The 20435-nt window shown below is 45.9% G+C and carries 17 protein-coding genes; 5 read left to right on the top strand and 12 right to left on the bottom strand.

The window, feature by feature from the left end:
* Positions 1 to 152 precede the first annotated feature (152 nt).
* Both ABD744_RS01490 and ABD744_RS01485 read left to right on the top strand, forming a co-directional pair.
* Positions 153 to 575: a CBS domain-containing protein gene (locus ABD744_RS01490; protein WP_344794722.1), complete on the top strand. Its 423-nt coding sequence runs from the start codon at positions 153 to 155 to the stop codon at positions 573 to 575.
* Positions 576 to 687: 112 nt separating this feature from the next.
* Entirely contained in the window at positions 688 to 1527 is an 840-nt protein-coding gene (locus ABD744_RS01485; protein WP_344794720.1) for an SDR family oxidoreductase, read from the top strand.
* A gap of 95 nt (positions 1528 to 1622) precedes the next feature.
* Here the strand turns inward: ABD744_RS01485 and purT are convergent, their stop codons facing one another.
* From purT to ABD744_RS01465, 4 genes are all read right to left on the bottom strand, one after another.
* Complete coding sequence (gene purT / locus ABD744_RS01480; protein WP_344794718.1) at positions 1623 to 2807, bottom strand: formate-dependent phosphoribosylglycinamide formyltransferase; 1185 nt, start codon at positions 2805 to 2807, stop codon at positions 1623 to 1625.
* A 51-nt stretch (positions 2808 to 2858) separates the two neighbouring features.
* Positions 2859 to 3056 (bottom strand): DUF1289 domain-containing protein, encoded by a 198-nt coding sequence (locus ABD744_RS01475; RefSeq protein ID WP_344794716.1) that lies wholly within the window; start codon positions 3054 to 3056, stop codon positions 2859 to 2861.
* A 98-nt stretch (positions 3057 to 3154) separates the two neighbouring features.
* The gene (locus tag ABD744_RS01470) at positions 3155 to 3679 is read right to left on the bottom strand and encodes a gamma carbonic anhydrase family protein (protein ID WP_344794714.1); all 525 of its coding nucleotides are present in this window, start codon (positions 3677 to 3679) and stop codon (positions 3155 to 3157) included.
* A 20-nt stretch (positions 3680 to 3699) separates the two neighbouring features.
* The gene (locus ABD744_RS01465) at positions 3700 to 4317 is read right to left on the bottom strand and encodes a CoA pyrophosphatase (RefSeq protein ID WP_344794713.1); all 618 of its coding nucleotides are present in this window, start codon (positions 4315 to 4317) and stop codon (positions 3700 to 3702) included.
* Between the two features lie 136 nt (positions 4318 to 4453).
* Here ABD744_RS01465 and ABD744_RS01460 point away from each other — a divergent pair, with 136 nt between their 5' ends.
* Positions 4454 to 5026 (top strand): NUDIX hydrolase, encoded by a 573-nt coding sequence (locus ABD744_RS01460; RefSeq protein WP_344794711.1) that lies wholly within the window; start codon positions 4454 to 4456, stop codon positions 5024 to 5026.
* Between the two features lie 6 nt (positions 5027 to 5032).
* On the opposite strand, the gene ABD744_RS01455 is transcribed toward ABD744_RS01460, so the two are convergent.
* The 3 genes from ABD744_RS01455 to purL form a co-directional block, all read right to left on the bottom strand.
* Positions 5033 to 5344, bottom strand: coding sequence for a YqfO family protein (locus ABD744_RS01455; protein ID WP_344794709.1), 312 nt, complete (start codon positions 5342 to 5344; stop codon positions 5033 to 5035).
* A gap of 16 nt (positions 5345 to 5360) precedes the next feature.
* Positions 5361 to 6422 (bottom strand): DUF4062 domain-containing protein, encoded by a 1062-nt coding sequence (locus tag ABD744_RS01450; RefSeq protein WP_344794707.1) that lies wholly within the window; start codon positions 6420 to 6422, stop codon positions 5361 to 5363.
* 292 nt (positions 6423 to 6714) lie between these two features.
* Positions 6715 to 10617 carry a phosphoribosylformylglycinamidine synthase gene (gene purL, locus ABD744_RS01445; RefSeq protein WP_344794705.1) on the bottom strand — a complete coding sequence of 1301 codons (3903 nt, stop codon included), beginning with the start codon at positions 10615 to 10617 and terminating at the stop codon, positions 6715 to 6717.
* Between the two features lie 274 nt (positions 10618 to 10891).
* On the opposite strand from purL, the gene mltF reads away from it, so the two are divergent.
* A complete protein-coding gene (gene mltF, locus ABD744_RS01440) occupies positions 10892 to 12409 on the top strand; it encodes a membrane-bound lytic murein transglycosylase MltF (protein WP_344794702.1) in 1518 nt (505 codons plus the stop codon).
* Positions 12410 to 12458: 49 nt separating this feature from the next.
* Here the strand turns inward: mltF and tadA are convergent, their stop codons facing one another.
* From tadA to guaB, 3 genes are all read right to left on the bottom strand, one after another.
* On the bottom strand, positions 12459 to 12953 hold the full coding sequence (tadA, locus tag ABD744_RS01435; protein WP_344794700.1) for a tRNA adenosine(34) deaminase TadA: 495 nt from the start codon (positions 12951 to 12953) through the stop codon (positions 12459 to 12461).
* Between the two features lie 160 nt (positions 12954 to 13113).
* The gene (guaA, locus tag ABD744_RS01430; RefSeq protein ID WP_344794698.1) at positions 13114 to 14691 is read right to left on the bottom strand and encodes a glutamine-hydrolyzing GMP synthase; all 1578 of its coding nucleotides are present in this window, start codon (positions 14689 to 14691) and stop codon (positions 13114 to 13116) included.
* Between the two features lie 107 nt (positions 14692 to 14798).
* Positions 14799 to 16271, bottom strand: a complete 1473-nt coding sequence (guaB, locus tag ABD744_RS01425) for an IMP dehydrogenase (protein ID WP_344794696.1) — start codon at positions 16269 to 16271, stop codon at positions 14799 to 14801.
* Between the two features lie 163 nt (positions 16272 to 16434).
* On the opposite strand from guaB, the gene xseA reads away from it, so the two are divergent.
* Positions 16435 to 17763 carry an exodeoxyribonuclease VII large subunit gene (gene xseA, locus ABD744_RS01420; protein WP_344794694.1) on the top strand — a complete coding sequence of 443 codons (1329 nt, stop codon included), beginning with the start codon at positions 16435 to 16437 and terminating at the stop codon, positions 17761 to 17763.
* A 30-nt stretch (positions 17764 to 17793) separates the two neighbouring features.
* Here the strand turns inward: xseA and ABD744_RS01415 are convergent, their stop codons facing one another.
* Positions 17794 to 18819, bottom strand: coding sequence for an AraC family transcriptional regulator (locus ABD744_RS01415; RefSeq protein ID WP_344794692.1), 1026 nt, complete (start codon positions 18817 to 18819; stop codon positions 17794 to 17796).
* A 155-nt stretch (positions 18820 to 18974) separates the two neighbouring features.
* Positions 18975 to 20429, bottom strand: a complete 1455-nt coding sequence (gene der, locus ABD744_RS01410; RefSeq protein ID WP_344794690.1) for a ribosome biogenesis GTPase Der — start codon at positions 20427 to 20429, stop codon at positions 18975 to 18977.
* Positions 20430 to 20435: the final 6 nt, after the last annotated feature.

The following is a 20435-nucleotide window of genomic DNA, read 5'->3' as shown; positions in this document are numbered from 1 at the left end:
CATAACAATAGTTTATACCAGATTTAATAAGTATCTAGGCAAATTAAGTAATTTAGCGTAAAGAAAATCGACTTATATCAATCGACTCAAAAAATTGCTGTCTATACTGAAAATGTAGACAAGTGCCAACACTCGTAATCAAGGAACACAACATGAGTATCGAATCAATTAAAGTCAGATCTTGCATGGATGAAAGTATTTTACCGCTCACGAAAGATACTCCATTGATTGTCGCCACCACGGCTTTATGCAAAAACAAATTAACCGGCCTGCCTGTGGTCGACAGTCACATGCATTTGATTGGATTTCTGTCAGAACAGGATTGCATCGGTAAAATTCTGAATGAAAGTTTTTATGGCTACTCCGACGCCAGCGTCGCAGACGTCATGAAAACGGACACCATTACCGTTTCACCAGAAATGAGTATCATTGATCTTGCCCAACAGATGAAAGCAAACCGGCCACGAATTTACCCTGTCATAGAAAATGAAAAGTACTTGGGATTGATTAGCAGAACGGACGTATTAACGGCGCTGAAACAACACATTAAAAAAATGCGATCAACCCACATATAAAGACATGACTTCCTGACTTCCTTTACTGGCCTCAATGCAGTGGACATTATAAGATTCACTTCATTGAGCCATACACTTATTTTCACGACTTGAGTTAGGGAAGACAGAAATCATGACAAGCCACCCATATCAAACCGTATTAATTACCGGCTGCTCCAGTGGTATCGGCGCCTGTTTGGCAAAAAAGCTCCATGAGCAAGGGCATAACGTTCTCGCTACTGCGAGAAACAAAGAAAAACTCTCAGAGTTACAAAATACTGGCATTTCAACTTTTTCACTGGACGTCACAAGCCAACAATCCATCGACGAGCTAGTGCAAACCCTGTCGGATCAAAACACTGAAATTCAAGCCATCATTAATAACGCAGGGTATGCAGCGATGGGACCAATGGCTGAGTTGCCAATGGAAGACTTGGAAAAACAGTTAAGCACGAATGTCACGGGAATTGTGCGGGTGGTTCAGGCCTTTTCAAAGGACATGATCACCAAAAAAGCAGGGCTGATTGTCAACATAGGTTCGGTATCCGGCATACTCACCACGCCTTTTTCAGGCGCTTACTGCGCCAGTAAAGCGGCGGTGCACTGTTTAACGGATGCGATGCGAATGGAGTTATCCCCCTTCAATATCAACGTCGTGGACGTTCGACCGGGCGCAATCGAGTCCAGCTTTGGTGATAATGCTGCCGCCGGTACTGAAAAGAACAAGCAAAACTTTAAGTTATACCAGTCGATTTACCAACAAATCATGAAGCGGGCCAATGCTTCCCAAGACAACCCAACGCCAACGGATGAATTTTGCGATAAGTTGATCGACGGGTGCTTCACCAACACTCCCAAACCAATTCAATACATTGGCAATGGCAGTACTGCGTTTCCATTAATGAAGCGTTTACTGCCCACGAAACTATTGGATCAAATCCTATGTAAAAAATTCGGACTTAACCAACTCTGAATCGGCCGAAAAAAAGAGGCGAGTGCCTCTTTTTGATTTCTTTCCCGAATCCAGCCACTGAGCACTCAAGTAACGAAGCACTCACAGGACGCCTATCAGTTCAACTCTGCAGATATTTTTCCGCAAGCGGTTCTCGCTTTCTCTCTGGCATGTTCAATGTCATTGCCCATCGCCAAAGTAACCCCCATCCGTCGTTTACCGGAAACTTCCGGCTTACCAAACAAACGAAGTTGCGTATCCGGTTCTGACAGTGCGTTATCCAACCCACTGAACATAACCGCATCCGACTCGCCTTCCACCAGCATCGCACAAGAGGCGGAAGATCCGTTTTGACGAATGGAAGGGATAGGCAGCCCTAAAATAGCTCTGGCATGTAGTGCAAACTGCGATAAATCCTGAGAAATCAAGGTGACCAGTCCTGTATCATGAGGTCTTGGAGAAACTTCACTGAAGTAAACCTGATCTCCTTGGACAAATAGCTCAACCCCAAAAACACCTCGACCACCCAAAGCCTCGGTTACTTGCTCTGCAATATGCTTAGAAGCGGACAACGCCGTTTCTGACATCTGTTGCGGCTGCCAGGATTCACGATAATCGCCGTCTTTCTGAATATGCCCCACCGGCTCACAAAAGCTCACGCCGTCACGATGTCGAACAGTCAACAGTGTAATTTCGTATTCAAAATCAACAAACCCTTCAACGATGATCCGACCTTTACCAGCACGACCTCCTTCCTGCGCGTAATCCCACGCCTCATCGACATCATCTGCGGTCTTGATCACAGACTGGCCTTTGCCTGAGGAACTCATAATAGGTTTCACCACGCATGGCATACCTATTTCCTGCACCGCAGTCAGGTAATCTTCTTTGGTATCCGCAAACCGGTATGGTGATGTCGCCAACCCTAGCTCTTCCGCAGCTAACCGGCGAATACCTTCCCGGTTCATGGTCAGTTGAGCCGCTCGCGCTGTTGGCACGACGTGATAACCTTCCTGCTCTAGTTCCACCAATGCCTGAGTTGCAATGGCTTCAATTTCCGGCACAATTAAATCAGGCTTCTCCAGCTCAATCACCGACTTTAATGCATCAGCATCTAACATGTTAATAACATGAGACCGATGAGCCACCTGCATCGCAGGCGCGTTTTCATAACGATCAACACCAATGACCTCAACCCCGTATCGCTGAAGCTCAATCACTACTTCTTTACCTAACTCCCCACAACCGCACATTAAAACTCTGGTTGGGCGACGACTTAAAGGCGTTCCGATTGAAACCATTATTCATTCCTTAACCAATTGAAAATCGACAAGAGAAATATAAAAAAATACTTAACCAATGAAGTTAAACGAAGACTTTTCTCTTTCCCGAACTTTTTCCATAACCTTCATTCGTTGTTCGTTGGAGTAATCACCCCAGTGAGAAATTTCTTCGCCGGAACGAAAACATCCCTGACATATATCCTGTTCATCAAGGTAACAGATACTGACGCAAGGAGAAGTAACCACGTTTTTTACAGTTTGAGACATGCACAACCCAAAAAATTAGAAAAATTTTGCTGCATTCTACTGAACCCTTTGATCAATTGATAGCCAAAACGCCCGACGATCGGTAGCTACTAATGCAGTTATGCGATGGGCTTAAGAAAACGACGGTAACGATCTGCATTCTTAACGTAGTGATCAGCACTGATTTCCAGCATCTTCTGCTGGTTGACGGAAAGTTCCCGTTTGATTTTTGCAGGCGAACCAATCACAAGCGAGTTATCTGGAATGACCATGCCTTCAGGCACCAGAGCGTTTGCACCAATCAAGCAATGTTTCCCAATCTTAGCGCCATTTAGCACCACAGCATTAATCCCGATTAAACTGAAATCGCCAATTGAACAACCGTGAAGCATCGCCTTATGACCGACCGTCACACCACGCCCTAATGTCATCGGGTGCCCTGGATCGGTATGTAACACACTACCGTCCTGAATATTCGACTCTTCACCCACGTGGATCAATTCATTATCGCCACGAATCACCACATTGAACCAAACGCTTGAGCTCGCCTCAAGAACGACATTACCAATGACAGTTGCATTCTCTGCCACAAACACATTCGGGTCTTTCAAGACGGGCTTTAAGTCACCAAGCTCATACAACATAACGGTTTATTTTCCTTTTTTTATAAATAACGTATTTCAACAGCTTCAGGCTTGCTCCAAACATCATAGTCGGCGTCAAAGCCGACATTTAACAGCTCGACCAAAATCAATGAGCTTAACCCCCAAATTTCATAATCGTCATAAAAGAAACAGGGGATATACAAACTGCCTTTAGGATGCCGGATTCTGTCATATCGATCAGGAAGGTTTTCTAAAAAAAAGGAAAGCGGCACATTAAATATGGCATCCAACTCCTCTTTGTTTGGGATCAGTTCAACGTTACTAGAAACCGAGGCAATAAAAGGTGTCACCAGAATGCCTTGCCTGGAAACCACCTGACTTAATCGACCAATGGGCTTAACCGTATTCCTGGGCAAAGCAATTTCTTCTTCGGCTTCCCTTAACGCTGTGGAGTACAGGTCAATGTCCGTTTCATCTTTTTTACCGCCAGGGAAAGCCACCTGCCCTGCATGGCTGTTCATATGTTTTGCCCGCCGGGTCAAAATCACCTCAGGTTCGTCCGGGCTGTTCGTGACCGCAACCAAAACCGCCGCCTCAGGCAAATCTAACGCCATATCAGAAGGCGTATGACTGGCCAAACGCTGGCATAACTCCGGAGATAAATTCAGTTCAGACAACAGACAACCTCACCCTGTATAAAAATTCGCATCAATTCTGCGTTGTATTCATTCAACATGTACAATTAATATATTAACGTTAAACCAAGGTTTTAAAGTAAACGCCATAAACAAACTACTATAACTAGGCTCTCAAATGAAGTTTTGCAGTGATTGCGGTGCACCGGTTACTCGGTTAATCCCTGACATGGACAACAAACTAAGAGACGTATGCACCTCTTGCCATACCATCCACTATCAGAACCCTAAAATTGTGGCAGGCACACTTCCGGTGTTCGGCAACAAAGTTTTACTTTGCAAACGAGCCATCGAACCCAGGCTTGGATACTGGACCCTACCGGCAGGGTTTATGGAAAACAAAGAAACCACGCCTCAGGCTGCAATCAGGGAAACTCAGGAAGAAGCCAACGCTTCCGTCGAGCTAAGTCATTTGTTAAGTATGATTGATGTCCCCCACATCAGCCAGGTGCACATGTTTTTTTACGCTGAATTAACCGACCTGAACTTCAGCTCGGGAGAGGAGTCATTGGAAGTTAAATTATTTTCTGAAGACGAAATCCCCTGGGAAGAAATCGCCTTTCCCACCGTCAAGAAAACACTGAAGCACTATTTATCTGAGAGAAAAATAAAAAATCATTACAAGAACTATGAATTACTGATGGAGACCATTGAGTTTTCAGAACGAATTCAGGCTTCGACAGCCTCATAGGTCAAGTTATAAATCTTCTAACAGGTAAACATCGTAAGCAGGCTCCTCGTATGGATGAGCCTCCTTCATGGCTGTTAAGGCCGCTATCAATAGCGCATCCTCGCAAACCAACTCAACCTTGTACTCCTCAACTTGTTCCAGTTCACCGCACTGCCCCAAGAACGGATCAGAACCTTCCAATGCTCTGAATTGGCCCTGTCCCTTTACCTGCCAACAGCATTGGTCATAATTACCAATTCGACCGGCGCCCGCATCAAACAAAGCTTGTTTGACTTCATCAAGATGAGATTCAGGAATAAAAACGGCTATTTTATACATGAGAATACCGACCCTATTATACTGAGCGGGCCAAAGACTGATTGGAGTAAAGTTCCGTTAACTGCTCATCACCGATATCGGTTAGTTTCCAACGAATATCACGCCCTTGCATGACCTCTTGAATCAGATCCTGACCGCGCAAATAAATTTTTACCCGATTCATGCTTTCATTGGTTAGGCGCACATCCGCCACTGCATGACTATTGGGATATTGCTGTTTAATCGGAGCCTGAACATGGGTAGCCAGTGCCGCTGAAATGACCAAGCGCATTTTCTCTTCGGAAATGGCCGTCAACATATGAGGAGCGACGGCCAGGAATATGTCATCCCAGGACATGTTCCAGCTTTCAGTGATCGTTTTAAAGTTTCCGCCACTGAATACTTTCGCACTGTACGAAATGAGGACAAATTTATTTCGTAGCTTAGGTTTATTTGACGCAGAATTGGAAGCGCCATTAGGATTAGAATAGGACTCGTAGTGACTAAGCTCTCGCTTGGTTTCTTCAAGTTCTTTCTTTAATTTGGCTATTTCTTGGTTTTGTAAGGTGGTTGTCGTTACGGAAGAATTAATGACAGGCGGTACAAACGTCTTCTCTTTCACCTCAGCCCCTGCTGGCACAAGTCCAATTTGTTGCAATGATTTGAGTTTTCGAACTGCCATCAGCAATTGCTTGTTCAGATCCTCTTTACCGCACCAGAACCTAATTTTATGAACAGACAATAACTTTCTGAATTCTTCAATGTGGGCGTCATTTGCTTTTTTATCGGAAAGCGTTTTCAGACAAAACGGATAAATCACTTTACCTTGGGTTGTCGCGTAAATATAGGCCATATGAACGTAGCTGACGCCACTTGGGGACAAATTCCCATAAGAGTTCCCGATAACTAAAAACACAGCATCCGACTCATCAATCATCGCGCGGATAATATCCCAATGATTGTTCGCCGAGGACGGTTTTAAGCCCAGCCCAAGAGGCAGACATTTATGTTTTAGCAGCTCATGACCAAGGGCAACCGCAGTATCCTGAAGTTCACCAACATCATGAGCAATAAAAACACGATATCTCTGATCTTTCACCCTTACCTCTCTAGGCGTTATTATCAACTGTCCTTGTCATAATCATAAACTACTTTACCTTAAATATAGATATAACTTATTAAATAAGGTTCCACTGAATCCTGCAAGCCATAGTAAAAGGCACGCCAAGACTCAGTAACTGTTCAAATGACGTTAATTAGTATACATCATCTTTAAATGTGAATAAGAGCCAAGTCACACTAAGACCTGACATTAGTTCACACTTTTTCAGTATTCACACACTCAAAAGCCGCTCGAAAGCGGCTTTTGATGACAACATTACTCGGTTACATTAATCGACCCAGCGACGTGCATTACGGAACATCCGTATCCATGCACCGTCTTCATCCCAGCTTGATGGTGCCCAGGAGTTCTGCACGGTTCTGAACACTCGCTCAGGGTGAGGCATCATAATAGTAACTCGACCATCTTCGTTACAGATACCACCTATGCCGTCCGGTGAGCCGTTCGGGTTCAACGGATATTGCTCCGTTACTTGCCCGTAGTTATCCACATAACGCAGAGCAACCGAATTACCATTTGAAGCAACGTTCAAATGATCTGCATCTCTGAATTCAGCGCGGCCTTCACCATGAGCAATGGCGATCGGCATTTTAGAACCAGCCATACCCTGCAATAGAATCGATGGACTATCCTGAATCTCAACCATTGCCACACGTGCTTCGAATTGCTCGGACTTATTCCTTACAAATCGCGGCCAATGATCTGTTCCGGGAATCAAAGACGCTAGGTTAGAAAGCATTTGGCAACCATTACAAATACCTAATGCAAAAGCATCCTGTCTCTCAAACAGGCCTGCAAACTGATCTCGCGCTCTGGCATTGAACAAAATGGATTTAGCCCAGCCTTCACCAGCCCCCAGTACATCACCGTACGAGAAGCCGCCACAAGCCACTAAACCACGGAACTGATCCAGGGTGACGCGTCCGGACAGGATGTCACTCATATGAACATCGACGCTTTCGAAACCTGCACGATCAAACGCCGCAGCCATTTCAACCTGACCGTTCACACCTTGTTCACGCAACACAGCCACCTGTGGCCGAACACCTTTCAATAAATACGGTGCAGCAACATCGTCATTCACATCGAAGGTTAAATTTGCAGTTAAGCCCGGATTTTCATCATCGTTAATGGCATCAAATTCTTCTGTTGCGCATTCCGCATTATCTCGCAGTTTTTGAATTTCGTAGCTGTTACGAGACCAAACTTGCTGCAACTCAGAACGAGAGCGATCCATTAACAGCTCTCCATTGAGAGTAACACGCACTTGATGATCATCGTTCAGTGAACCAATCACACCGGAGCAATCTCCCAGACCTGCGCTGTTAAGCTGAGTCAGTACGAAATCGACATCATCACGACGAACCTGAATCACAGCGCCCAATTCTTCGTTGAACAGCACAGGAACAACATCCGCTTCCTGGTCCGCTAAGTAATCAAGATAAAGATCAACCCCTGTTCGGCCGGCAAAGGCCATTTCAGTCACTGTAGTCAGTAAACCACCGTCGGATCTATCGTGGTACGCCAACAATTTATCATCAGCATTCAACCCCTGAACAACCGCAAAGAACGCTTTCAGATCTTCAGCGTCGTCCAGATCAGCACATTCGTTACCGACCTGATTAAATACCTGCGCCAGACACGAACCACCCAAACGGTTTTTGCCCCGACCTAAGTCAATCAGGATAAGGTCTGTTTCGCCCTGATCTTTTTTCAATTCTGGAGTCAAGGTATTACGGACATCAGATACCGGAGCAAAGCCGGAAATCACCAACGATAGTGGGGCAACCACGGATTTCGTGTTGCCGTCTTCTTCCCACACCGTCTTCATGGACATGGAATCTTTACCCACAGGGATCGAAATACCCAGCTCTGGACACAGCTCCATGCCTACCGTTTTCACAGTATTATACAGGTTCTGATCTTCGCCTGGGTGACCCGCTGCGGCCATCCAGTTTGCAGACATTTTAATGTCGGAAATTTTATTAATGGCAGCACAAGCCAGGTTTGTCACCGACTCGCCAATCGCCATCCGACCAGAAGCCGGCGCATTGATCAAAGCGACCGGAGTTCTCTCACCCATGGCCATCGCTTCACCGGCGTAAGTGTCAAAGCTGCTTGTGGTGACTGCTGCATCAGCCACCGGTACCTGCCAAGGGCCAACCATTTGATCTCGGTTAACCATACCCGTAATGGATCGGTCACCAATGGTAATCAGGAAGCTCTTGCTCGCAACCGTTGGCAAACTTAATACACGAGTGGTTGCTTCTTCCAAAGCCACGCCGTCCAGCGTCAGGGCATCCAGTTCCACCGATTGCGTTTCAAAAGCGCGTTCCATCTTAGGCGGCTTACCCAGTAGCACCTGAAGAGGCAAATCCACCGGATCGTTATCGAAGTGTTCATCGTGAAGTGACAAATGCTTTTCTTCCGTCGCCTCACCGACAACGGCAAAAGGACACCGCTCACGTTCACACAAAGATTCAAAGCGTTTTAAGTCTTCCGGCGCAACCGCCAACACGTATCGCTCCTGCGATTCGTTACACCAAATTTCCGCAGGCGCCATGCCTGGTTCATCGTTAGGTACGTTTCTCAGTTCAAACTTACCACCGCGATCACCGTCATTCACCAGCTCAGGAAACGCATTAGAAATACCACCTGCGCCTACGTCGTGAATAAACTTAATCGGGTTTTCGTCACCCATCTGCCAACAACGGTCAATAACTTCCTGACAGCGACGCTCCATCTCTGGGTTGTCACGCTGAACAGAGGCAAAATCGAGATCCGCACTGCTTGACCCTGAAGTCATTGAAGAAGCAGCACCGCCGCCCAAGCCGATCAACATCGCCGGGCCACCCAACACAATCAGTTTGGCACCCACCGGAATTTCTTTCTTCTCAACATGCTCGCTACGAATGTTACCCAAACCACCCGCCAACATAATCGGTTTGTGATAACCACGAACTTCATTGCCCGCAACACCACCGGATTCCTGTTCGTAGGTACGGAAGTAGCCCGTCAAGTTCGGACGACCAAATTCGTTATTGAACGCAGCGCCACCTAAAGGCCCTTCAATCATGATGTCCAGAGCAGAAACGATACGTTCAGGTTTGCCGTAATCTTTTTCCCATGGTTGCTCCCAACCAGGTACTTTCAGGTTAGACACTGTAAAGCCAGTCAGACCTGCTTTTGGCTTACTGCCAATGCCTGTAGCGCCTTCATCGCGAATCTCACCACCAGAACCTGTTGCGGCTCCTGCATGCGGCGCAATCGCTGTCGGGTGGTTATGAGTTTCCACCTTCATAAGAATATGAATGTCTTCCTCGTGATAAGCGTATTTATTGGTGCCCGCTTTAGGGAAGAAACGACCGGCTTTATGACCTTTGATAACGGAAGCATTGTCTTTGTAGGCACTCAATACATCCTGGCCGCTGATTTCATTGGTATTCTTAATCATTTTAAACAGGGACTTGTCCGCCTGCTTACCATCAATGACCCAATCAGCATTAAATATTTTATGTCGACAATGCTCTGAGTTTGCCTGGGCAAACATCATCAGTTCAACATCCGTCGGATTGCGACCAAGCGTTTTGAAGTTTTCTACCAGGTAGTCAATTTCATCATCGGCCAAAGCCAAACCCCAATCGTTATTTGCAGTCTCCAATGCTTCACGTTCGCCTTCCAAAATATTTACCGTTCGGAAAGGGGCCGGTTCAGCCTGAGTAAACAGTAACTCAGCGCCGCCCATAGACGAAAATACAGCTTCAGTCATGCGATCATGAAGAAGGTCGGCCAATATTTTTTTATCAGATTCTTCAAGTGCATTCGAGGTCGTAATGTAATATGCCACACCACGTTCAATGCGGTTCACACGATGCAGACCGCAGTTATGCAAAATATCGGTTGCCTTACTGGACCAAGGAGAAATCGTTCCGGGTCTTGGAACGACTAAAAATAAAGTCCCGTCCAATTCCTGTACTGGCTCACTAGGACCATACTGAAGTGCTTTATCCATGATTGCTTGTTCATCTTGACTGAGCGTTCCGTCAAGAGAGGCAAAATGCATAAATTCGGCGTAGACGCCGCTGACACTCGGAATGGCATCCTGAAGAATATTGAGTAGTTTTTCAGATTTAAACTTGGAAAGCGCTGGTGCACCGCGAAGCTCAAGCATGCTGATGAAGTTCCTGACTATAATTTAGACCGTTCCCACTCTTCATGACATGGAAATTCAAGGCGTGAATAATACTGGAAATGCAAGCAAACGGCTACATATGTCATACTTATTAAACGCCTAGGGTGTTCATTCAAAAAAAAGAACATAAAATAACCACACTTCACATGGATCAGTGATTTACTTATCAATGATAGACTTCAATTGAGGTGCTATGAGTTTGAATTGTGATTATTCGTTAAAAAATGGATGCATAGAAAATACAGGGAATTGTATGAGTACGGTGGTATATACCAGCATTCGTGCCACCGAAGGTACATCCATCCCCCAGGCCAACCGACATTCAACGAGGTCTTTTCGTAAAGCACTTGTGATCTTTGCCTGCCTGACAAGTTTGTTCCTCGGCGGCTGCACCCGCCCTACTGCATTAGAAACCATCCAGCAAGAAGGCACATTAAACGTGGTCACGATCGACAGTGACCGTACTCTGGTAGTTCAAGACGGTGAAACCAAAGGCTTTGAGTACGAACTTACGAAAAGATTTGCGGATGAACTGGGCGTTAACCTTAGGATGTACACCGTTGATACCATCGAGGAGCTTTATCACAGCGTTGAAAATGGCTATGCCGCATTTTCTTCTGCGGGCATCGCCCTCAATATTAATCATAAACTGCTTATTTCACCCACTTATGCGAACTCGACATCCATAGCCCTGGTTCGCCAAGGCTCTCAAAAGCCGAAAAGCCCGAAAGATCTGGTTGGGAAGTCCCTTGTTGTTATTAAAGACAGTCCCGCCGAGCGCTGGTTAAAAATCACCACTCAAGCGCTTCCTGACCTGAAATGGACCGCCGTTGAATCACCAAACGTAATTGCCTTATTTCAATCTCTGCACAATCAGGAATTTGATGTACTGCTTGCATCAGACCATGACTATGATGCGTACCAAGCTTACTTTCCCGAGCTGCGAGTCGCTTTTAGCGCAGAAGATAACAACGAAATCGGCTGGATTTTTAAGCAAGCCGAGGATTTATCCCTATACAACAAAGCAGTCGAATTTCTAAGTTCTGAAAAAACCAAAGAGCACATCGCCTATCTGCAAGAAACGTATTATGGTCACCAATCTCGCCTCGATTTCGTGGGAGCAAAAACGTTTAAATACCACGCCAATCGTCGTCTGCCAAAATACAAAGAAAAAATCGAAAAGGCCGCAGAGAAATTCCAACAGGACTACTACCTGTTAGCCGCTGTCGGCTATCAAGAATCTCACTGGAATCCCAGAGCAAAAAGCCCGACCGGTGTCCGGGGCTTTATGATGCTGACGCAACCCACAGCCAGAGAGATGGGTGTCTCCAACCGGCTAAATGCTCAACAAAGCATCACCGGCGGTGCCAAATACTTAGCCAAAATTGTTAAAAGCTTACCCGACAGGATTCAGGAGCCAGACCGCACCTGGTTTGCCCTGGCGGCTTATAACGTTGGCCGAGGACACCTGGAAGATGCCCGCATATTGACCCAACAAGCAGGTAAAAACCCAGACACCTGGGCAGACGTCAAAGAGTTCTTACCACTTCTGCAAGACAAGCGCTGGTATAAAAAAACCAAACATGGCTACGCTCGTGGCTATGAGCCGGTTATCTATGTGCAAAATATCCGGAGATACGTAGACGTATTACGCTGGTACGACCAGCAACGAAAAGAAATTGAAATCGCTAAGGCCGAGGAAGAAGAAAAACCACCGATTGAGTTACCGCCTCAGGAATCGTCCATCGAAATGCCAATTATTATGCTTTAGCTCACTTCCTGCGACTGACCTGTCAGTCGCTGAACGCTAACTCCGGAAGTCATTCAATAAACGCGTCCAAATAACCGGCAAATTTCGCCATTGACGGCTTTCTGCGATATTGAAAAAAGCGCTGAATCATCAACCTGGTTTCTTTCTCCAGCACACCACCCTGCCACTCAACCTTATGGTTAAACTGAGGCTGCTCAAACATCCCCTGATGACTGCAAACCGCTCCGGCTTTAGGTTCTGTTGCCCCAAACACAACCCGGTCTACTCTGGAGTGAATAATGGCACCAGCACACATTGAACAAGGTTCAATAGTTACATAGAGCGTAGAGTTCACCAGACGATAGTTGCCCACTCTGGCCGAAGCATCCCTTAAACATTGAATTTCTGCATGGGCGGTCGGGTCCGACACCGTAATAGGACGATTCCAACCCTGGCCTATAATTTTATCATCCTGAACCAAAATGGCACCCACAGGCACTTCTTCTTCAAACCACGCATTCACTGCGAGCTTCAAGGCCTGTTTCATCCAAAACTGATCATTCATCGACTCACTACCCACATCAAAACCACTTTTCCCGCCAAAATAACCCTAATCTGGAATACAAACAAAAACGCCTTTTACTGCATCAATTTCCGCTCGGAAACCACTGCAAATAAAAGGCGCTAGAGTGACGTTAAGCTAAACAGCTATTCGTCCGAAATCATCATTCCCACTCAATGGTTGCCGGCGGCTTTGAGCTCACATCATAAGCAACACGGGAAATACCAGAAATTTCGTTAATAATCCGGTTCGATACTTTTTCAAGCAGTTCGTAAGGTAGGTGAGCCCAACGAGCCGTCATGAAATCAATGGTTTCCACCGCTCGTAGCGACACAACCCACTCATACCGACGCGCATCTCCCACCACTCCAACCGATTTCACCGGTAAAAAGACGGTAAATGCCTGACTTGTTTTGTGATACCAATCAGCGTTATGCAGCTCTTCCAGGAAGATAGCATCCGCCTCACGAAGGATGTCTGCGTATTCTTTCTTCACTTCGCCCAAAATACGAACACCTAAACCCGGCCCAGGGAATGGATGACGATAGACCATGTCATACGGTAACCCTAACTCCAAACCAACTTTACGGACTTCGTCTTTGAAAAGTTCACGAAGCGGCTCAACCAGTTCCAGCTTCATGTCGTCCGGCAAACCACCCACATTGTGGTGTGATTTAATGACATGAGCTTTGCCGGTCTTCGCCGCAGCCGATTCAATCACATCAGGGTAAATCGTACCTTGTGCCAAGAATTCACAGTTGCTTAACTTCGAAGATTCTTCATCAAATACTTCAATAAAAGTATTACCGATGATCTTACGCTTTTGTTCAGGGTCTGAAACACCCTTCAGCTTATCAAGGAACGTATCTTCTGCATTGGCACGAATAACCTTAACACCCATGTTATCTGCAAACATATCCATGACTTGGTCGCCTTCATTCTTACGAAGCAAACCATTATCCACAAATACGCACGTCAACTGGCTGCCAATCGCTTTATGAAGTAAAGCTGCAACCACAGAAGAGTCCACACCACCCGATAAGCCCAGTAACACTTCTTTATCACCGACTTGCTCTTTTACTTTGGCAATTTGGTCTTCAATGATTTTAGCCGGTGTCCACAACTTCTCACAGCCACTCAGCTCAAGTATAAAGTGTTCAAGAATACGTTGCCCCTGAAGGGTATGGGTAACTTCCGGGTGGAATTGAACACCAAAAAATTTCTTACTTTCGTTATACATGCCGGCAATCGGGCATGAAGGAGTGGATGCCATCAACTCAAAACCTTCAGGCATAGCAACCACTTTATCACCATGACTCATCCAGACATCCAACAGCGATTTACCGCCCTCGGAAACATGATCCCGAATGTCGTGTAACAAGGTACTCTCACCCTCTACCTGAATTTGAGCATACCCAAACTCACGAAGATCAGAGGATTCAACGCGACCACCCAACTGTTCCGCCATGGTTTGCATACCATAACAGATACCCAGCACAGGAACGTTCAGATTAAATACCACTTCCGGCGCTCTAGGCGACTGACCTTCGGTCACTGACTCTGGGCCTCCGGCTAGAATGATCCCCTTCGGGTTAAAGTCACGAATATCCTCTTCGGACATATCAAACGCGTGAATTTCAGAATAAACACCAATTTCACGAACTCGACGAGCAATCAATTGGGTGTACTGACTTCCAAAATCAAGAATCAAAATTCTTTGAGCGTGGATATCTTGGGTCATGGAATAAATTTCCTTTGAAAACAGAGGTAAAAGCAAAAATTCTTGAGCTTAAATAAAAGCGGGGCCTTAACACCCCACTTTAAGCGACTTACTTTCTAACTAGCGCCTTAACCACCGACTCGGTAGTTTGGCGCTTCTTTGGTAATGTGTACATCGTGAACGTGAGATTCGCTCATACCCGCATTGGTGATCTGAACAAACTCAGGCTCTGTTCGCATAGCTGCAATGTTCTGACAGCCGGTGTAGCCCATAGAAGAACGTAGACCGCCCATCAACTGGTGCACCACATTGGAAAGTGGGCCTTTACAAGCAATACGGCCTTCAATACCTTCAGGAACCAGTTTCTCAACGCCTTCTTTTGCGTCCTGGAAGTAGCGATCACTTGAACCCTGACTTTGACCCATGGCACCTAATGAACCCATACCACGATATGACTTATAAGCACGACCCTGATAAAGCTCAACTTCGCCCGGCGCTTCATCTGTACCAGCTAGCAAACTACCAGCCATGACAACACTGGCACCCGCGACAATCGCTTTCGCTAAGTCGCCTGAGAAACGAACGCCACCATCCGCGATCAAAGGAACACCCGTTCCTTCCAACGCCGCCGCAACGTTTGCAATGGCAGAAATCTGAGGTACGCCCACACCAGCAACAATACGAGTTGTACAAATTGAACCAGGGCCAATACCCACTTTCACGCCATCTGCACCAGCGTCTGCAAGCGCTTTCGCCGCTTCGCCCGTTGCAATGTTTCCACCAATAACCTGCACAGTAGGGAAAGTCTTTTTCACCCAGGCAACGCGATCAATAACGCCTTTCGAATGACCGTGAGCGGTATCAACCACAATCACATCCACACCCGCTTCAACCAGCGCAGTAACACGATCAGGTGTTTCAGGGCCCGTACCGACAGCAGCACCAACACGTAAACGACCTTGGTCATCTTTACAAGCATTCGGGTAAGCGTTGGACTTGGCAATATCTTTAACCGTCATCAGGCCAGTCAGAGCACCTTGCTCATCGATCACCAAAACCTTTTCGATACGATTGATATGCAATAACTCACGAACTTTACCAGCACTGGTGCCTTCTTTAACCGTGATCAGCTTTTCTTTCGGTGTCATTACCGACGCAACGGTTGCATCCAGATTCAATTCAAAACGAACATCACGCCCGGTCACAATACCCACCAATTCGTTGCCATCCACAACCGGCACACCAGAGATATTATTACGACGGGTAATAGAAATAAGTTCACGAATAGAAGTGGTACTAGGAACGGTAATCGGGTCTTTTACGATACCGCTTTCGTATTTTTTAACAGCACGAACCTGAGCGGCCTGCTGTTCGATCGTTAAGTTTTTATGAATAATACCCAAGCCACCTTCTTGAGCCATTGCAATAGCCAAGCGGGACTCAGTAACTGTATCCATTGCTGCAGATACCAGAGGAACATTCAGTTCAATTTCACGAGTAATTCGAGTCTTAAGACTTACATCTTTAGGAAGAATTTCGGAATAACGAGGGACGAGTAGAACGTCATCGAAGGTCAAGGCATCTTGAGCGATACGTAGCATAATCATGTATTCCTGAGTAATGAATTATGCGCGCATATTATAGCCTCGTGAGAAGCATTGGTAAACAAGTATTATCAATACCCGAAATAAATATTGCCCTGAAAACAATCTGCGTTCCTGTTACTATCCTACTACTTTGTTATTGGCCAACGTTACTACCAGCATGTTCCTCAATCGTACACTCACTGTTTCTGAACTAAACCACCACGTCAAAGACTTACTTGAGACGCACTTCCTGACCGTGGAAGTCTCCGGAGAAATATCGGGCTTTGTGGCTGCCGCCTCCGGCCACTGGTACTTCACCTTAAAAGACGCTAAATCCCAGGTAAAGTGTGCCATGTTCCGACGCCAGAATGCGACCGTGGTACGACCACCGAAAAACGGGGACAAAGTCAGTGTAAAAGTACGTGTCACCCTGTATGAAGCACGGGGCGATTTTCAACTGGTGGCCAACAGCTTACAGTACGATGGCACAGGCGCACTATTAGCCGCCTTCGAGCAATTAAAAACCAAGCTCGATCAGGAAGGTCTGTTCAGTCCAGAACATAAAAAACCTATACCCGCTGTAACTAAAGAAATCGGGGTTATTACTTCATCGACCGGCGCAGCCATTCAGGACATCCTTCACGTAACACAACGCCGGTTTCCCTCGGCCAGAATCACGCTGTACCCAACTCAGGTTCAAGGGAAAGATGCACCGCTTCAGATCATGGCAGCACTGCATAAAGCCATTCAGCACAATAAGTGCGACGTTCTGATCATAGGCCGGGGCGGTGGCTCCATTGAAGACCTGTGGTGTTTTAACGACGAACAATTGGCACGCATGGTGTTCAATTGCCCTATTCCCATTATTTCTGCAGTGGGTCACGAAATTGATTTCACCATCACCGATTTCGTGGCAGACCTGAGAGCCCCGACACCATCTGCCGCAGCAGAAATCGTTACCCCCGATCAATTTGAGTGGCTGGCTCGTTTAAACAACATTGAAAAACGTCTGGTTTTTGCCATCAACCAGCGACTTAAATCGCTGAACCAACGCCTGGCGCTATTTAATTCAAAACTGGTCAACCCAAAACAGAAGCTCGAAAGAAACGCTCAGACGCTCGACGAACTAACCTTCAGACTGCACAAAGCAATTCACACTAAAATTGAACAAAAAAAATCAGCCTGCTTATTGGCCGAAAGCAAACTCAATCAATTTCACCCAAAGCAGCAAATAGAGCACTACAAGCTCAAAAATACGCAATTAGACGAACAACTGAAAAAATCCATTCAAAAAGTTATCCGGGAAAAGCAGCATGCTTTTTCAAAGGCCGTTGGAGCTCTTCAAATAATAAGCCCACTGAACACCTTACAGCGAGGATACTCAATTACAACGAATGAAAGTAATAAAGTCATCCAGACTACTAAATCAGTTAAGGTTGGCGATCAGGTTTCGGTTCAACTTCATGAAGGGGATTTCAAAGCCGAAGTAACATCAATTAATCGTTGATGTTACTTCAGAGAAGAGCGGTTTATAAATTCAGTCTGTCGCTACCGGGTGAATCGACTTGCGATATTCACCTGGCGAACAACCCAACCAACGCTTAAAAGCATGATAAAAACTGGACGTTTCCGCAAACCCTAGTTTATCTGCGATCTGGTCCATCTCCAGTTCACCTTCTTGAATATAGCGAATGGCTTTTCTTTGACGAACCTTATCACGCAATACCGCAAATGATGTGTCTTGCTTTTTTAACTTACGCTGAAGTGTCCGTGAACTCATATTGAATTTACATGCGGCATCTTCCATGCTCGCAGGCGCATTACCAAGATTATCATCGAGGAACTTTTCAACTTTGTTAACTAAGACATTATGATGAGGCATCTGGCGTAACTTGGAATTCGCCATCTCAATCAGGTTGTCATGATAAACGGGAAAATGGCCCGCCAAAGGCACATCAAGCAAGTCATGCTCGACTACAATCTCATCCCGATCCTGATTAAACAACACTGGCGCATCAAAGACTTTGGCATACTCTTCAACATAATCAGGCTGAGCGTGTCGGAATCGCACTTCAATGATATTCAGCGGTCTTCCCATTAGCCATTCAGCCAATGTCAGCATGCCGGCAAACATACCTTCAGCAAAATACACATGGCGACGAGTATCAAGTTCTTCTGTCTCAAACAGAATTCGCCCAATCTCATTGTTTTCTTCAATGATGCTGATATCAATGAAAGGAAGCCACAGACTGCGGTATTCATTAAAGCGAGCAATCGCATCGCGGCCTGTCTGACTGGTAGCAATCAAAGAGCCTACAATATCCAGCTCTTCATAGCTTAAGTGCTCGCCAACGTGCAATCCGAAAGCCTGATCACCGGACAAACGATGCATACTGCTGAATAAGCTGATGACATCTTCTTGAGTTATGTAGCTGTCTGGCTGAGCTACTTTATACGGATCTAAACCTGCACCCCGGAATATTTCTTCCATTGGAATACTGTATTGACGCGCAAGTCTAATAAACACAGGTGCAAGTGCCTGAGTGGACACGGTAGGCTGCATCGAATTACCCCACTAAATCTTTTATCTGTCCCCGGCAATGCAAAATACAATGGCAAATAATTATTATAGTTTTTAGTTTATGCCATACAAAAGTCTAAACCAGTCACACATCTTATTGTGTATTTGTGTAACTGGTGTTGTTAATTTACGTCAGTTTATTTTCTTTTCAACCTTTTTTTCACCAGACGCTTCGCAACTTCATCTTTATCACTGCGTTTTTGTCTTGGCGTTCTGGTATCACGCTTATTCGCAAACGGGTTGTCGCCCGTCTTAAATTCAAACATCATAGGCGTACCCACAATATTCAAAACCTTGCGAAAGGTATTTTCCAGATAACGCTTGTAAGAATTTGGCAGTTTATCGGTTTGATTGCCATGCACAATTATTCTTGGCGGGTTAGAGCCCCCCAAGTGAGCGTATCTGAGCTTAATACGATGATTCTTCACCACCGGTGGCGTATGCGACTTAACGGCATCCTCAAGAATTTGTGTCAAATAATTCGTTGACCACTTACCCATTGCCGCTTTGTAAGCTGCCTCAATAGAGCCGTACAAATTACCCACATTACTGCCATGCAGCGCCGAGATAAAGTGAATATCAGCATAATTAGAGAACACCAACCGACGGTCGATCTCGCTTTTGATTTTGTCTTTTTTTTCTTCGTCCAAGCCGTCCCACTTGTTGATCGCAATGGTAAAGGCTCGGCCTGCTTCAATTACGTAGCCTAACAAATGCAAGTCTTGTTCAACCAATCCTTGCTGAGCGTCGATCACCAACACAACTACGTTTGAGTCTTCAATCGCTTGCATCGTTTTAATGATCGAGAACTTCTCAACCACTTCTTTAACGTGCTTACGACGGCGAATACCCGCCGTATCAATCAAAGTATACTCTTTGCCATAACGCTCATATGGAATATAAACCGAATCGCGGGTGGTGCCCGGCATGTCATACACCACCACACGCTCTTCACCGAGCATCCGGTTCACCAATGTAGACTTACCAACATTAGGTCGCCCAACCACACCGATCTTAATGCCTCGGGTCTCTGCGCTGGAGCTGCCATCCAGCTCTTCTGCCGTTAACTCACCATCGTCTACCAAAGATTGTAAATAACCATCCCAGTACTCAAACACTTCTTCCATCAGAGAGCGTGTACCGCGATTCTGAGAAGCCGCAATAGGGAAAGGTTCAGCCGTAAGCCCCAAACCATAAAAGTCTGCCATCGCCGTATCAGGGTCAATGCCGTCGGTTTTATTAACAACCAACCAAGCTTTCTTGTGGGTACTTCTCAGATGTTCTACGATTTCTTCGTCGCCAACGGTTAGGCCAGCTTTACCATCAACCAAAAACAATATGATGTCAGCTTCTTCCATCGCCAACATGGATTGGCGAGCCATTTCCTGATCAACGCCTTTTTCATCGCCAGCGATACCACCTGTATCGATCACCATGAAACGACGATCATCGAGACGGCCATGACCGTATTTACGATCACGGGTTAAGCCTGAAAAATCTGCGACTAAAGCATCGCGACTTTTGGTCAAGCGATTAAATAATGTCGATTTACCAACATTTGGACGGCCAACAAGGGCTATCACTGGATCCATTATCTT

This window comes from Litoribacillus peritrichatus (assembly GCF_039537985.1).
GTDB lineage: Bacteria > Pseudomonadota > Gammaproteobacteria > Pseudomonadales > Litoribrevibacteraceae > Litoribacillus > Litoribacillus peritrichatus.
This window is presented reverse-complemented; position numbering and strand designations above follow the sequence as displayed.